Genomic DNA, 17,745 nt, shown 5'->3' with positions numbered 1-17,745 from the left:
CTTTTATTTAATTATTTGATTCTTTTCACATAGGTTTTATTTGAAGTAATGTACTTACCATTACCGATGTAGAATCTAGTAATTCCATTTAAGTTTTGAAGTTCAGAAATACGAATGACTGAACCTTTCTTCAAATGCTTAATTGCATTTAATCTGGAGAAAGTCTTCTTGGTGTGAATTAAAATTCCACCCTTTCTGATTACTCGTACTTCTAGAGCAGGACGACGGTAATAAGCTTCTATCGTCTTATTAGCGTAAACGTAACCAACTCTCAACTTGTATTTAACACCTTGCTTAGTAACAATAGTCTTCAATACTTTGTAAGCTGTTGCTTCATGTCTTGGTCTTGCTTTAACATATCTGACCACTGTCTTCTTGCTAAAGTGAGTAACCTTGTAGACATTACGTTGGTTAGTCCAGTAAACGTATCTAGGTGCGACACGACTTACATAGGTCTTGTTAGAAGTGAAGTAACGTCTGTTTCCTAGGTAGAATCTAGTCAAACCATTTAGTTTGATTACCTTCTTAACGTGGACTAATTGACCACGACGTAGGTGAACTAGACGATTCTTGACTGTGTAATGCTTGCCTGAATGGATCCAAGCCCCTGTGTTTCTAATGATGCGGTAAGTCTTTAGCGCGTTAGTTCTGTAGTAAGCATCATGAATGTGCTTATTGTAAGAAATGTAGCCACCCTTAACCTTTAGTCTTGGGTACTTGTTAGCGTCTAAAGTAAAACCTAATACCTTAAATACATGGGCTTTGTTTCTAGGCTTCTTAGCATAACCATTAACACGGTTTTTCTTAGTAAACTTAGCATCACGGTGAACGTATAGACCATTGTCACTGTATACATAAGTTGGAATGGACTTAGCTAGTTCTTTCTTGTATGCAGCTAGGTAACGTTCTTGATAACGCTTATTGTGTTTGCTCAAGTCAGGAATCGGTAACTTCTTCTTCGCTTGTTCCTTGGCATCCTTTTCAGGGTTACCAATTGGAGCAAAGGTCTTGCTTACTGAGATGTTCATAGTAGTTGAACCATCATCGTTAACAACTGGTTTAATGATTGTACCAGCAGATGCGGTGTAGGTATTACCATCTGAATCTGTGATACTTGTGGTGTTGTTAACTACTAAGTTACCGTCCTTATCAACTTTAGCAATCACTGTTCCGATGACTGTAGTGCCATCTAGAGCATTAAATCGAGCGTCATCAATTGTGATAGTACCATCTGGGTTAACTGGGTATGAAGGAACGTGGTAGTTACCATCTTTATCCTTGGTTACTTGAGCACCCTTAGGTACCAAGTATTTACCATCTGCGGACTTAGTTGGTGCACTAACGATAGTGTTACCTTTACCATCCCCAATTACCGGAATGTCACCAATTGAACCAGTGTCTTTGCCGTTATGATCAAAGTGGGCATCCTTAATAGTATCGTTAACAGGTTCTAGAACTGGGTTGTTTGGAATTTGATCACCTGGTTGAAGCGTTGGACCAACATATCCAGGAACAACTGATTGAACGGTCTTAGTGCCATCTGGGTTAACATGGATAATTCCAGCACCATCAACGACTTTACCTTTATCACCAATTTGCGCAGGAATGTGCACATCTTGGTCAATTTGTTCAGAAATGATGTGGTAAACAGGATTACCTTTATCATCCTTAGTTACGGTAATTGGTTCACCAGCTTGAACTTGGTATGCCTTTCCTGGGTTATTAGGATCTGGCACCACTGTAATGTGAGCAACGCTGAATGTACCATCTGGGTTAACATTTGCTGCAACATTGTGAATAACTGTGTTGACAATCTTGTTGTTACTATCAACTTGATCAAAATGAGCATCTGGAATATTAACTGTACCATCCGGATTTGTTAATAGCTTGTTTCCAGCAGCAGCATAACCACCGTTAACATTACCATCTTTATTAACCGCTGTATTAGTAGGTACATAATAGTAATTACCATCATTACCTTGAGCGATTGATGGTGCAGTAGTGTAAATATTACCATTAGCATCAGTATGAACGTGTAATGTTTGGTTGTTAGCACGAGGAATATTAGTATTATCCACCACACTGGCATTATTCATGATACCGTCAGTTGGGTAAACTGAAACAGTGTATGAATTATCAGATGCATCGTACTTAATTTGACTACCAGGAACATAGTTCAATCCAGCTGGAACCGGTGTAATCAAGGCTTCCTTAGCACGATCAGTACCGTGGAAAATTGGTTGATTCCCGTCATCAACAGAGTATCTAACAGTTCCAGAGACATTTGGCACTAATTGGTTCGTGTAAATGTCTAAGAACTTAACATTATGACTATCAGCTGTTGGTGCATTATCAGTAACGTGAATCAATGGGTTCTTGATATCCACAACTTGATTATCTAGATCAGTAATGTGGTAGCCTTCGTCACCGATACTACCCTCAGTTGGAAGAGTTGCATCCAAGATGTGACCAGTTGTCTTATCCACAACAACGGTTCCCTTAGCTGGAACATCTTTCTTAGTCTTGTCATCGAATAAAGGAACATTAGTCAATGTAACCGTATTATCTTGAGCAGTAACGTAGAAACCACCCTTGCCATCAGGAGTAACAGGTGTACCCTTATCAGCTTGGTAAGATTTAATACCATTAACAACGTGAATACCATCATCATTATTAACTGTTAGATTACCATTTGAATCCATCTTAGCAGTTACATCGTGGTATCCCACAGCATCACCTGCGCCATTCTTAATTGGTACATTTGGTAATGTCACGATACCAGTAGATGGATCGTATGCATATGATGGAGCATGGTAATTACCGTTGTTATCCTTTTCAACATTAGTAGTTGGTAGGATGACACGAGTATGATCAGCAGTTTCCACCGGTTTAGTAACTTGAAGAGTTCCATCTTCTTGTCCACGAACAGGAACACTATCAACTATCTTACCAGTGTCATTACCACTATTATCATCAACATGAACGCCATTTAGAACGCCATCGGTTGGAGTTAATACTGGTACTGATGGAACAGTTTGTCCATCTGGAATAGTTGAACCTGTAAATCCTGGAACATTTGAATTGATAGTTTGACTACCATCTGCATTAATGTGGATAGTTGATCCACCGGCTTGAGTATTACCGTTAGTACCTGCTTGAGCATCCCTAACCACGTCTTGTGCTAATGGTGTAGCAGCAACATGGTATTGAGGATTACCGTTGGCATCGACTGTAATAGTAATTTCTTCACCGGCTGGAGCCTTCAATACCGTCTTAGGATCATCAGTGTTAACCACTGAAGTCTTAGCAACAGTAATTTGACCAGTAGTTGGGTCAACATGAGCAGTAATTGGTGCCACAACACTTTGACTTGGATTGTCCTTATTGTCGTAATTAGCATTGCTAATGTTAATTGTTCCGTCTGGGTTAATTGGAATTGGATTTCCATCAACGTTGAACTTACCAGTTGCTTGGTCCTTAGTAATTGGAGAACCAGCAGGAATAATGTAGTAGTTGTTATCACTACCATTACCCTTAACAATTTGGTCATGAGCCGTTACTAAGTTGTTGTTTGCATCTAACTTAGCATCTAAGTCCGCATTAGCTTTTACAGCACCACTGTTATTAACGTTGGCATCATTAATCTTGATAATACCATTGTTAATTGGTAGTGCATCAGCATGGTAGTTTTGATCGCCTTGTTTTGCAATCGTTGTGTTTTGTGGAATTAGATACTTACCATCAGGTGACACAGTATTCTTAGTTACAACCACGTTACCATTGTCATCACCCTTAACTGGTAGATCAGCAGTTGAACCGCTGTCTTTACCATTTTCATCTAGGTGAACACCTTTGGCGATATCATCAACTGGGGTCAATGTTTCATTTGAAGTATCAGCATTATTAGCTAATCCTTTTTGACCTTGGTATCCAGGAATGTCTGAAACAACATCCTTAGTACCATCGCTGTTGTAGTGAACGTGAGCAGCATCATTAACTGGTTGTGAATTTTGACCTGGTTTAGCTGTAATCTTTTGATCTTGTTGAATTACCTTAGCATCAACATGGTATTGAGGATTGCCGTTAGCATCACTTGAAACAGTGATTGGAGTATCCTTGTCCACTTGATATGCCTTGCTTGGATCATTTGGATCAACGACTACCTTAGTATTCGCTACAGTAAGTACTGGGTTGTTAGAAGTACCGTCACCGTTATTGTTAACGTTTGCAGTAATTGAGCCTAGGATTGAGCTATTAACATCACCAGTCTTTGGATCCTTATTATCTAAGTGCGCATTATCAATTGTAACTGTCCCATCTTGATTAGTTGGAAGCTTGTTTCCAGAAACTGTGTAACCTGCAGCATTTGGGCTAGTTGGATTTTGGTTCTTATTTACAGTAGTTCCCTTTGGAACAACATAGTAATTACCATCAGAACCTTTAGAAATAGAATCCTTGGTAGTAGTAATGTTGTGGTTATCATCAGTGTGAACTGTTAATGTTTGACCAGCAGATTGAGTGCTTCCATTAGCATCGGTAACATCCGCCTTCATTGGACCATCGGTTGGATATACAGAAACAACATATTGATCGTTGCCTTGGCTATCCTTAACCTTTTGAATAGTAGTTCCATTAACAAAGTTGTATCCATCTGGGTACTTGTTAACAGCATTCCCAGCTTCATCAGTTCCATTGTATATTGGTAGACCATCTCTTTGAGTGTAAGTGACAGTGCTATCAGAAGGCTTAGTTACTTCCTGGCCAGTGTAGATGTTGATGAATTTAACGTTGCTTGAACTAGAAATTGGTGCGTTATCAACAACATGAATTGGTGCATTTGGATTCTTGTAATCGATGGTTTGAGTACCATAGTTGTTTACCTTGTAACCATCGTTAGCGATACTACCAGTCTTAGGCAATGTTGCATTCAAGATAATTCCTGTAGTCTTATCAACGATTACTTGAGAAGCCTTATCAGGAGTTTGCCCGTTATTATCATTAACCATTGTGACATTCTTCATCACTGCAGTATCATCCTTGGCAACTAATGAGTAAGTACCATTTGGATTTCTAGTAATAGTAGTGCCATCATCAGCTTGATATGCTTTTGAATTTGGTTGATCCACAATGTGAACACCCTTACTATCGTCTGAAGCTAATGACAATGTTCCAGTGTTTAAATCAATAGTAGCCTTAACATCCTTAGAAGCTAATCTGTTGCCATCTTCACTATTAATAGCAGTATTTGGAAGTGTTACCGTTCTACTATTTGCATCGTATGGATATGATGGGACAGTCCAATTACCATTAGCATCCTTAGTAACCTTAGTGCCAGGTAGGATAATACGACCATCGGTAGTGATAGTTGGCTTAGTAACTTGAATACTACCATCAGGTTGACCCTTAATTGGTAGGTTATTGATAATCTTACCAGTATCCTTACCGTTTAGGTCAGCAACATGAACATTATCCAATGTTGAGTCCACTGGTGTTAATTCTGGTGTGGACTTGCTGGTATCGTAATCATTTGGTAGATTATTTTGACCTGTGAAACCTGGAATATCAGAAACAATATCCTTAGTTCCATCACTATTGTAGTGAACGTGTGCCGCATCATCCTTAATTGGGCCTTGGTTACCAACTTGCGCTGGAATTGATTTATCTTGATCTAGGGTTTGCGCAGCGGCATAGTATTCAGTATTACCATTAGCATCCTTAGTCATGGTGATTTCAGTTCCGGCAGTTACTTGGTAAGCCTTCTTTGGATTATTTGGATCAGTTACTACTGTGGTCTTAGCAGCTGTAATCTTACCAGTATTGGTATCAATATTAGCTTGAACCGGTCCAGTAATTGAAGCATTGTCACTATTATCAAAATGAACGTTATCAATCAAACCATTACCAGGAATCTTAGTACCTGCAGTTTGGAAGTTATTTTGTCCATCTGGAGTGGTGGTTGCAACAACTGGAGTACCCTTAGGAATAGCGTAGTAATTACCATCGCTACCTTGAGAAATAACATCCTTAGTTGTTTCAATTGAACCATCTGAATTAGTGTGAACTGGAAGCGTTTGACTAGTGTTACGAGCAGTACCACTTTCATCGTTAACAGTTGCATTGTTGATTTGACCATCAACTGGGACAACTGGAACAATGTACATCTTCTTATCAGTATCATTTTGGTCGTTGTTTGGATAACCTTCAACAATAATTTGGCGTCCTTGTGCATACATGTAACCATTTGGAAGTGATTCGACTGCACTAGATGCATTTGAAGTTCCGGCACCAACTGGCATATGGTCACTATCGTTAACCTTAATAGTGTATTTTTCACCATTAGTTGGCACTGTTTGGTTTGTGTAAATATTAACGAAGGAAACATTAGTATTATTGTGGTATGGTGCATTATCGATAACAACGATTGTGGCGTTATCGTTTACACTTCCATCACCATTACTCCAGTTAACAATTTGACCTGCTTGATTGAAGACTTTGTATCCAGCGTTTTGGTTACCACCAGTAGTTGGAACAGTTGCACTAATAATCTTTCCAGTGCTCTTGTCTACATATGCAGTACCAGTTCCAATTGAACTGTTAGTCAAAGTATCTTGTAAGTTAGCGTTATTAATCACGGCTGTGTTATCAACAGCTGTAACTGAGTAACCGTTTGGTCCCTTGTCAACAACAGTTCCAGTATCAGCCAAGTAAGCATGGTTACCATTAATAGCGTCAACAGGAGTTTGAACAGTGATGGCCCCAGTATTTGGATCAACCTTACCAATAATGGTTTGGTTACCAATTACATTACCGTTTGGATCCTTAATTGGAACATTTGGTAATGTAATGGTTTGGTTATCAGGGTCATATGGGTATGAGTTAGCATGTAGCTTACCACTTTCATCAGTAGTTACTGGTGTGTTAATAAGTACAATACTATTTCCATCATCACTGTACTTAGTTTCAGCAGTAGTCAAACCACCGTTGTCATCACCCTTAACCTTAACGCCACTAGCAGTTGAGCTAGTTGGGTTTCCGCTTGGATCATTTAGATTCAAGTTAGCCTTAGTAGTAGCTGGTGTTAATACTGGGTTAGTTGGAATATCAGTAGTTCCAGCAGGAAGTGTAGTTCCAACATAACCTGGTTTATCAGAAACAATGCTAATTGTTCCATCATCATTCACATGAGTATGAGCAGCATTTGCTTGTGGTTGTGAGTTTTGACCTGGTTTAGCAGGAATTGATTGATCTTGAGAGACCTTAACTGCACTAACGTTGTATTGACCATCTGAATTAGCATCCTTAGTTGATCTGTAGATGGTTGAACCAGCTTGAGCAATAAACTTATTACCTTTACCATCATCACCTACAGTTGTGTTAGCTAATGTAATGTTGCCACTAGCATCAACCTTGGCTTTCACATTTTGGGTTACATAAGTACCATCGTTGGCCTTCAAGTTAGCGTTATCAATGTTAAATGTACCGTCTGAATTAGTTTGGTAACCCTTAGCATGGTATTGACCATCTGGTCCCTTAACCATAGTAGTTCCAGCAGTAATGACGTACTTGCCATCTGGAGATGTAACTGTCTTAGTAACAGTGATACTACCATCATCATTACCTCTAACTGGTAGGTCAGCGGTAGTGTTAGTAGATTGTCCACCGAAATCAACAGTAACACCTTTAGCAATATCATCAGCAGGTTGTAATACTGGATGACTAGTATCAGCATCTAATGGAAGACCAGTTGCACCCTTAAACCCAGGAACGTTTGAAACAACATCCTTGGTATTAGTATCTGGGTTAATTACCACTTTTGCTCCACTAGGTACGTTTTGACCATTCTTACCAGTTTGAGCATCAACAGTAGTGCTTGCTGGAATTTGAACAGCATCAGCGTGGTATTCAACGTTTCCATTTTCAACCTTTGGTGTTACGACTGTTCCTGGGTTAACTTGGTAAAGATTACCATCGCTACCCTTAACAACTGATGGTTTAGTAACAGTAATAGTTCCAGTTGCATCATCTATCTTCACAGTCATAGGACCTGGGTATGAATTACCATTGTTGTCATATTTACCATTATCAATAGTAAATGTACCGTCATTGTTCGACTTAATTTCATAACCTTGTGCATGGAATGTACCGGTAGTTGGGTTTTGTACTACATTACTTCCCTTTGGTACGAAGTAGTAGTTTGGATCTCCATTTTCACCCTTAGTAACATGGTCTGCAGAAGTGGTAATTGTAGCACTTTGACCATCACTACTTACAGTAACTGGCAATGTCGCTGTCGCCTTTTCTTGACCATCTGGTCCATCCACAATAGCTGTTGGAATGGAAGTGTTTTGAGGGATTACAGAGATAATGTATTCACCCAATTGGTTATCGTGATATAGTTCTTGGTTTGGATCATAGATGTAATTGTTAGGTAATGCCGGAACGCCTTGTGATCCTTGTGCATTAACAACTGACTTGTAAACATCCTTTGTACCGTAGTAAACAGGTAAACCTGTTGCATGAGTAATCTTGATATAGTAAGTAGTATTACCAACTTCTTCTGGAGTCAACATTTGCTTAGTGTAAGCATTTTTAAATCCAACTGGAGTAAAGTAATCGAATGGTGAGTTCGCAGTAACTTTTACAACCGCATTTTCATTTGTACTACCATCTGGGTTCTTCCAGTTAATGGTTTGTGCAGTCTTATCAGGATCTTGTGCAATTTGATATCCAGCATTGTCTGGTCCTTTACCATTCAATGATGAAATGTCTGCATGAGGCAATACCTTACCAGTAGTTGTATCAACGTTAACCGTACCAGTACCAACCACCGGATTACCGGAAGCAGTATCAGTCAATTGAGCATTGTTAATAGTTACGTAAGCTACTTGACTGACAACCTTGTAACCATTACCGTCTTTGATAACTTCAGTACCATTGTCAGCTTGGTATGCTGTTCCGTTACTTGTAATAATAGTATGAACACCTTTACCATCTGGTTGGTTCAATGTAAGTTTGCCAGTATTTGGATCTAGAGTTGCAGTAACATCTTTATGATCAATGATGTTACCTTTATCATCGTAAATCGCAGCATCATGAATAGTTACAGTACCATTTTGGATTGGTAATGTTTGAACATGATAATTACCACTGGCATCTTTAATTACAGGTGAACCTGGTAATGCAACTTGGCTACCATCTGAAGTGTAAGTGGTTTGGGTAGTAACTAGGTTCCCCTTGTCATCACCCTTCACTGGTAAACTGCTAATTGTCTTACCTGTATCACTACTTTGGTTATCATCTGCATGAACATTGTTTAATGTAGTTTCTGCAGGATGTAATGTTGGGTTACTTGTATCTTGAGAAATTGGCAAGTTAGTGTCTCCAGTGTATCCTGGAACGTTAGATTGAACAGTTTGAGTACCATCTGAATTGATGTGAATGGTTGCACCATTTGGTACGCTTTGACCATTATCACCTGTCTTAGCAGGTACTTGTTTATCTTGTTGTACCTTGGTAGCAGGTACATTGTATGCTGGAGTTCCATCTGAGTTTTGACCAATATTCACTGGAGTGTTATCAGGAACAACATAAACATTGCCCTTGTTATCAGTTTGAGTTTGACCACCCGCAGTTGATAAAGTCCCATCTGAGTTAACATGAGCTTTAATTGGTCCGGTTACACTTGAACCATCTTGACCATTGTACTTAGTGTTATTCAATGTAACTGTTCCATCTGAATTCAATGGAAGTGAGTTAGCATGATAGCTACCGTCATCACTCTTTGTTACTGGTGTATTAGCAGGTACGAAGTAATTATTATCACTTGATGCCTTACCAGTTACCACGGAGATGTTTCCCTTATCGTCACCCTTCACAGTTAAGCTATCTGTAGTTGATCCAGTAGTTTGACCATTACTATCATTTTTAACTCCTGAAATAGTTTCAGTAATTGGTTTTAGAATTAATGAGCTAGTATCAACATTGCTTGGTACTGTCATTGATTTTTGACCATTATCCAAACCAAATCCAGGAACATTAGATGTAATTGTCTTGTTGCCGGTTAATGGGTCAACAGTTACTGTAATTCCATCTTTTACAACCGGTCCGTTAGATCCAGTTTGCGCTGGGAAAGTTTGAGTTAACTTTTGTGCCTTACTTGGTACATGGTATTCATTTTGACCATTAGCATTAGTAGTTACAGTTACATTATCATCCGGTTGGGTAGTGTAAATAGTATCATCACTACTTGCTGAAGCCACATTCTTAACAGTCATAGAACCATCTGAATTAACGGTTACCTTGACTGAACCAGTAGTTCCAGTATCTTGACCACGGTGATCAAAATGAGCAGAGATAGTTGCAGTTTGACTATTGCTATCATATGGAAGACCTTCGATAGTAGCATTTCCATTGTTCATATTAACCTTAGTTCCTGCAGGAATAATGTAACTACCATCTGGACTTAATGTGTTAGATGAAACGACAGTATTACCATTTTCATCGGTTGTAACAGGAACATTATTAATGTTGATTACAGTATTATTTCCGCCGTTAGTGATAGTAGCATTTCCAATTCCAACTAGATCCCCCACCGTGTTATAACCTTTACCAATTGTATTTGGTTGGTTTGCAATTACTGAATTTCCATCTGAAACATGGTAAGTATTACCATCAGTTCCAGTAATAGTAATCGGTGCATTTGGTGAAACAATGGTTGTTGTTCCATCTGTATGTCCTTGAACCGTTGCAGTTACTGATCCAACTTTATTACCATTAGCATCATGAACATCCAAAGTAGTTTGAGCAACAGTTGGTGTTACTACGTAATTATTACCTGTACTGTCTTTTTGAAGACTAGTTGAAGTAAATCCAGGATTATCAGGTGTGATATATGGACGAGAAGTATTACTTGAATGAATTATTCCTTGTCCAATAGATGCACCGGTTGAAGTAACTACAGGTGCAATTGAACCATCTGCAGGAGTTCCTAAGACTACATAGTAATAGCTATCTGAAGCTCCAGAACCATCATGCGCTTGGATCATATTATCCAAATTTCCAAATGTATCATTATATGAAAGCGTGGTTTTTCCGTCATTTTCTAGAACAGAAATATTAGCTGTAATTCCATCGGAATTAGCAGTAGCCGAAACACCACTTTGTTGTTGTGGAGAAAGTGCTTGAATTTCAATTAATCTATTAGGGAAGAAAGTACTTGTTGAACCTAAAATAGTAGCAGTAATTACTTTACCAGTATCTTGGCCACTGATACCATCCACAACGTGAATGTTAGTCGATAAGTTTGCTGAAGTATCAGTATTAGGCGCTACAGTAAATGCACCGTTAGACATCGTACTAGTACTTCCGTTGTTGTAACCAGGAAGATTAGGAACAATCGAGCCATCATTTTGCACGATTCCAGTAAATGGAAGTAATACTCCATCTGTTCGTCTTAATGGAACCTTATCCCCTGCCTTGTAGTTACCATTACTTTTCTTAATTGTAACTGCAGGGTTCCCGTTTTGAATGGTAATGTTTGTCCCCTGTGGAATGATGTAAGTATCGTTACCGTTGGTAAAGGTAGTCCCAGCAGTTACGTTAGAAGTACCATTTTCGTTACCTTGAGCACTAATTGTAGTTGTTCCCACTTTTTGTCCAGTATCTGCATCGTATACATCAACTGATGCACTAACTGGATTATTAGAAGGTGTCATGACTGCATTACCGTTTTTATCTAATTGTGCTTCCGTAGAAGTATTAAAACCTGGTAGAACTGTAGTTGCTTGAATGCCACCCGCACCATTACCAGTAATGGTTGCACCACCTTGAATAGGACTACCTGAATCAGTAACTGCTCCGACATTTTTAGATCCGGTAAACGTAGGTGCAATATTAACTACAGCCTTAGTCGGATCACTTGCGTTTTCACTAATTTGGGTACCTGGATTGACAACATATGCATTATTAGGATTTTCAGGATCAATCAAAGTCCCATTAGAAGGATTATCAATACTCTTAATTGTGGCAGTTCCATCTGAATTACCTTGAACAGTTGCAGTAACGTGCCCAATTGCATTTCCATTTTGATCTTGAACTTCAATAGTTACGTTACTTGTTGTAGTTGGGGTTAAAATTGCATTACCTTTAGCATCTTGTTTAGCTGGTGTACTACCTATAAACCCTGGAATGTTTGAGGTAGAAGTTGATTGTCCATTAGTAGTACTAATGACAGCTCCAGCTGAAATTGGATTACCGGAAGGAGTAACTGCACCTACATTTTGATTTTGTGGTGCAACTGGATTGACAGAAATGACTGGATTGCCATTTTGATCAATAGTAATTTTTGAGTTAGTATCAACCGGATAAGTGTTCCCCTGATTGTCGGTAATTGGTGTTGAATTGTCTACCTTTGTAATACTGCTAGTTCCGTCATCATGTCCTTGGACATCTACAGTAACAGTCCCTACTTGTTGCCCAGTGGAAGAATTTACAACTGGAATTTGAACATTAGTTGAAGTAGTTGGTGTCAAGACCGCACTATTGCCATTCTTTTGAGCTGGATTACTACCCACAAATCCAGGAACATTAGATTGACTACTTGTATTACCGTTTTGATCAGTAACCAAAGTTGCCCCACCAGGAATAGAACTACCATTTGGAGTTACCGCTGTAACGGTTGAAGTCTTAGTGTTATCAACAGTCGCAGTTACAGAAGCTCCTGAGTAGACTGTGTTATTAATGATTGGATTAATTGCACTACCTGGAGTAACTTTGTACTTCTTACCATCATCACCAGTAAATTCATCACGACCATTAACTGCTGTAATGATAGATTGACCATTATCTTGACCTTGAACCATTACATCAGCAGTAACTGGCTTACCATTCTTAGTAACGGGGTTACCTTGATCATCATAGACAGTTACCTTAGTACGAACTGGTGTGGTTGATGGGTTAACAACATCCTTACCATTACTTACAGAAGTATTGGTAGGTGCAAAACCAGGCAAGTTGGTGTTAGTAACCACGTTGCCGTTAGCATCAATGGTTCTAGTACCACCACCTGCAACAGTTGAACCGCTTGGTGTTTGAACATTTACATTAGTTTTATCTAGTGTAGCAGTCAATTTAACGTGGTAAGTTTGAACCCCATTAGAATCCGTTACGACCCCAATCTTTGTACTTGGATCTATCACGTATTGAACACCATCATTTTTACCTGATGGTACCTTAGTGGTCTTAGTTGCGTTAACACCACCATTAGCGTTACCAATCACCTCAATTTGTTTGGCAACTGCACCAGTTGGATTACCGTTAGCATCATCAATGTAAACATCTGCTAGTCCAGCTTGTGGTACTACCGTGTACATTCCTGATGAGTCCGGACTAATTCCGTTTGGATTACTTACAATTGCATAACCAGGAAGGTTTGGTGTAATTTGAGTAATCTTACCGTTAGCATCAACAGTTGCTGTTCCGGCAAATGGCAATTGGCTCCCATTGGCTGTATCTAGTGATAGTTGAGCGCCTGTTTGCATGTATTGAACTTCTGGAACAACAACATCATATGTCTTCGCATCATATTGAGTTAATGGAGTCTTACTTAAATCTAGTACATAACCTTTATTATTAGTTGAAACGTTGTTCTTTAAGATATTGATTTGATCTCTAGCTTGAGAGAAGTTACTGGTATCAACGGTTCCATTAGCTAAAATTGAATCACCTGGAACAGAAGTTACCCCGATTAAACGACGCTTATTAGTTCCTAAACCAGCATAAACACGGATTGTCTTTGCGTTGATTAAACTACTTTCAGCATTTGCACCAGAATAATCTGAATCATTAAATGGTGTAATATTTTGATTATTAACGGAGAAAGTACGATATTCCGGTTCAGGAAGTGGATCACTGGAAGTCTTATTAGTATAGTATTGTGCTTCTGACTGATCAGCATCATTTAAATGTGACAAAGTATTACTAATATTAGCAAGGAAATCATTAGCTTTAACAACCGATGGCACTGAATATAAATTATTATCTGTTGGTCTCAATAATGTTCCGCCATTGTCAACCACACTATTATATCCGTCAACATTGGTTTGGTAACTATTATTAGATGGACGAAGCGTACTAGTTACACTGGCAATTTGTTGACGACTAGCACCTTGTGAACTGTTTAATCCCGTAGATAGGAATGTATTCAAACGAATCCCGACAGTATCTAGTTGTTTAACTCCTAAATTGACGTCACCACTAAATAAGATAGAACCATCGCTTTGAGTTGTTGAATTACTACTATCCAAAGTAATTGTTTCAGCAAAGTTTTCCTTATTACCACTTTGCTTATACATATTTTGGTAACTATCTTCATTTCCATTGGTACCAGCATCAAAGCTACCAGTTACAAAATGAACATCCACTTCTTTAGATTGTGGATCGCTACCCTGATTATTCATTTGGGCATTAAACTTAGCATGGTAATATCCATTAGCATCAACGTAAGTAACTAAGTTATTATTAAATTGAATTGATGGAGCACCACTTAAATTAATCGAAGTATCATTTCTGGAATTTTGTCCAGAAACGATGCTTGGGTTATTACCACCTAATTTTTTATCAATTGTGTCAGAAACTTTAGAGTTACCTTGGGCAATGGATGAAACTGTTTGTCCTAAAGCATTCGCGATATTAATAATATTAGATTTTAATGAAACCGCTGAAGAAATATTAGTTAAAGCCTTTTTAAAGTCTTTCATACTCATTCCAGCTACTTGCTCAAATGTTTGACCATTTAGGTAAGCTTGTTGGCTCTTAGTATTAAATGTACTGTCACTAAAAATACCTATTCCAGTAGCTTTATTCACATCCGATCTCCAAACACTCTTGATAGCATTATTGATATCATCTTGTGTTGGATTATCTCCATGTTTGTTTTTATCAGGATTATAAGCTCCGGCAGATGCACGAGAAGTATTATTAGTAACAAAATTACCATTACCTACTTGCTCTTCAAATGATTGCTGGTAACCAATAATATCTTCGTATAATTGAACGTAGTTTGCTAAATAATCCAAAGCATAATCGAAACTAGCTCCATTTGAAGTCACGCCAGTATTAGGGATTAACTTCCAAGTGTATGGATAACTAAAACTAAATTTATCTTTACTATATTGGTTAGAACTCTTATAACCATTAGTAACACCATTAATATCTTGGAAAATTTCATTCCCAATCATTGAAGAATCAATCTTTCCACCAGCAGTTCCATTACGACGATAATGGTAAATATATGGATTAACTAGATATCCACTAGAAGTTTTCACACTGTCGATAGTATCTTGATCTAAAACAGCTCCAAAAACGTCAATAGAAGATAAGCTCAATTTAACACCATCGGCACCAGTAGTTGATCCTGGGGTAACATTCAAATTAATGCTAAAATCTTTAGGATTGTATGCAACAATTGGTACATATGCAAAACGAATAGGTTCAGTTTTAGAACCTGTATTCATATTTACAATCATTGAACCATTTTGTAAAACCGTAATTTGACTCATAGATGGTTCACGGGTTCCACCCTTAATTAAATTAGAATATGGACCATACACGAAGGCATAATACTTACCAGCGTCTGATTGATCTGAGATTTTGGCATCCACATTAAAGGTCCCGCCACTTAACACTTGCATCCCATGTCCTAACCAAATAACTGCATCAGTTCGCTTAGAATTTGGATATTGAACACGCTTATCTAAAGATGTAGGAGTTACTCCACTAGGAACAATTACATTTAAAGTACCACTAATCGTAACATTTCCACTGTCACCACTACCGGTATCTTCAGGTTTGTTAACATTTCCAACTCTAATCGCGTTAGTGTTGTTGGAAATAGTAAGCGTAACGACCGCTCCTTGATGAATACTAATGTTTCCATTCGCCATAATAGCGTAACGTGGGGTTTTAGCAGGATCTAAATATTTTTCGTTTTTGATCATTTGTCCCTTTAGATTTTTATTGTAAACATGGTTATCTAATTCAACTGGATTTAACTTTAGTTGAACACCTTGGTTAACTACTATGTAGTTAGCTGATAGTGAGTTCATATTGTACTTAGCATTATCACCGATGACGATTTTTCCACCATTAGGATTGTTATCAGCAAAGTCAACATTGTAAGTTATTGACCCATCATTTTGTATAGAACCATCTGATGTCTTTACATTTGCGCCAATAATATAGTTTCCATTACCGGCTGTGGGATTAAACAAATTATTAAATCCACCATTGTAGTTAACATTGTTATACCCAATAAACCCATCACCATTAACCGTATATGAAGTACTTAGTCCGCGCATATTTTGAATGATAATACTATTGCTCTTGTTGGACTTATTGAATGTGTAGCTACCGGATAAATTATATTGTCCTTGTCCATCAACCACAACATTGCCTAAATTATCCATTGATCCAGTAGACGAAATATCAGCAGTCAGCACAATTTTATTAACAGTACTAGTGGATGAAGCGTACAATGCCTTTTGGTATTGAGCCGCATTGTTTACATAAACGATTCCGTTATTAAAGTTGTTAACAGCTTTATCATAAGCTGTTTGGTATTGATTTTTACTGCTATCACTATTATTTACAGGCATTACAGTAGCGTCGGGGGAGACGTTGTAACCACCAGTATTGAAGTTGTTAGATGAATCGAATTGTTGAGCAAGTGCTTGTCTAGTCCCTACGTACGAATTGTCATAAATAGGTTGTAGGTTAGTAGAAGCCGCTGGACGATTTGAGCCAGTAGTTGGGTCTTCACTCTTGCTCTTGATTGCATCGTTATATGCTAAATCAGCAGTCTTCTTAAAATCGATTCCATATTGGTAAGCAGTGTACAACAAAGAGTTCAAGTTACTTGCAGCAGCTTGAACGTCAGCGTTGGTTGATGCCGTCATATTTTGGGTTACTGTCTTAGAAGCATCAGCTTGAACCCCTTGATATGCAGCAGTATATAAATCTTGGTTGTTAGTTCCATTTAGATTACTGGTGTTGCTTACTTTACCAGCGTAAGCATCATGGATTCCTTGATTAATAGAGCTTGTGTAATCAGCATATTGATCACTCGAGCCCTTTTGAGTTCCATATAGGTTTTGTTTAAAATTATTAATTGTGGTATCGTCCAAGTTAACTTTCACTTCTTGAATGCTAGCTGTACTTTGGGCATCCCCATCACGATTAGTTAATTGATTATCGTTATCTGAGCTAGCTGGAGAAGCACTGGATTGATTAGCACTTTGGGCGCTATCTTCAGATTGACTTTGACCGTTAGAAGCACTATCTGCTGTCTGAGTTTGGCTAGTATTACTTGAACTCGCGGTTGCGACAGTATCTGCGTGGGCACTAGTATTTTGAGTCATTAGGCCCATTGCACTAGCTCCTAAAAATGCGAAAGAAGCTAGAGAAACCACTACCCATTGTTTCTTTACCTTACGAAGTATCTTCTTATCATTAGTTTTCTGAATTTCACTTTTATTATATTGCATGTAGAAATCCCCCTATCATTCCTTGTAATTAAACGATTGAAAAATTTAAAGTACAAAAGAACATTTTTTGATTTAATGTCCACGTAAAAAAATAAAAACTTAATAAAGTAGGCAATTGAGCCAATTTACATATCATCATTTTAAACCTAATATACAGATAGGTTAACGTTCTTAAACAAATCTTAACTAAATGTTTATAAACGTA

General features: G+C 38.2%; 1 protein-coding gene. It reads right to left on the bottom strand.

Annotated elements, in window-relative coordinates; all coding sequences use genetic code 11:
- Positions 1-11: 11 nt before the first annotated feature.
- Complete coding sequence (locus RZ74_RS01060) at positions 12-17,540, bottom strand: DUF5776 domain-containing protein (protein ID WP_053949609.1); 17,529 nt, start codon at positions 17,538-17,540, stop codon at positions 12-14.
- Positions 17,541-17,745: the final 205 nt, after the last annotated feature.

Source organism: Apilactobacillus apinorum (assembly GCF_001281175.1).
GTDB lineage: Bacteria > Bacillota > Bacilli > Lactobacillales > Lactobacillaceae > Apilactobacillus > Apilactobacillus apinorum.
The sequence above is the reverse complement of the archived record's forward strand: the minus strand, read 5'-3'. Positions and strand labels throughout refer to the sequence as shown.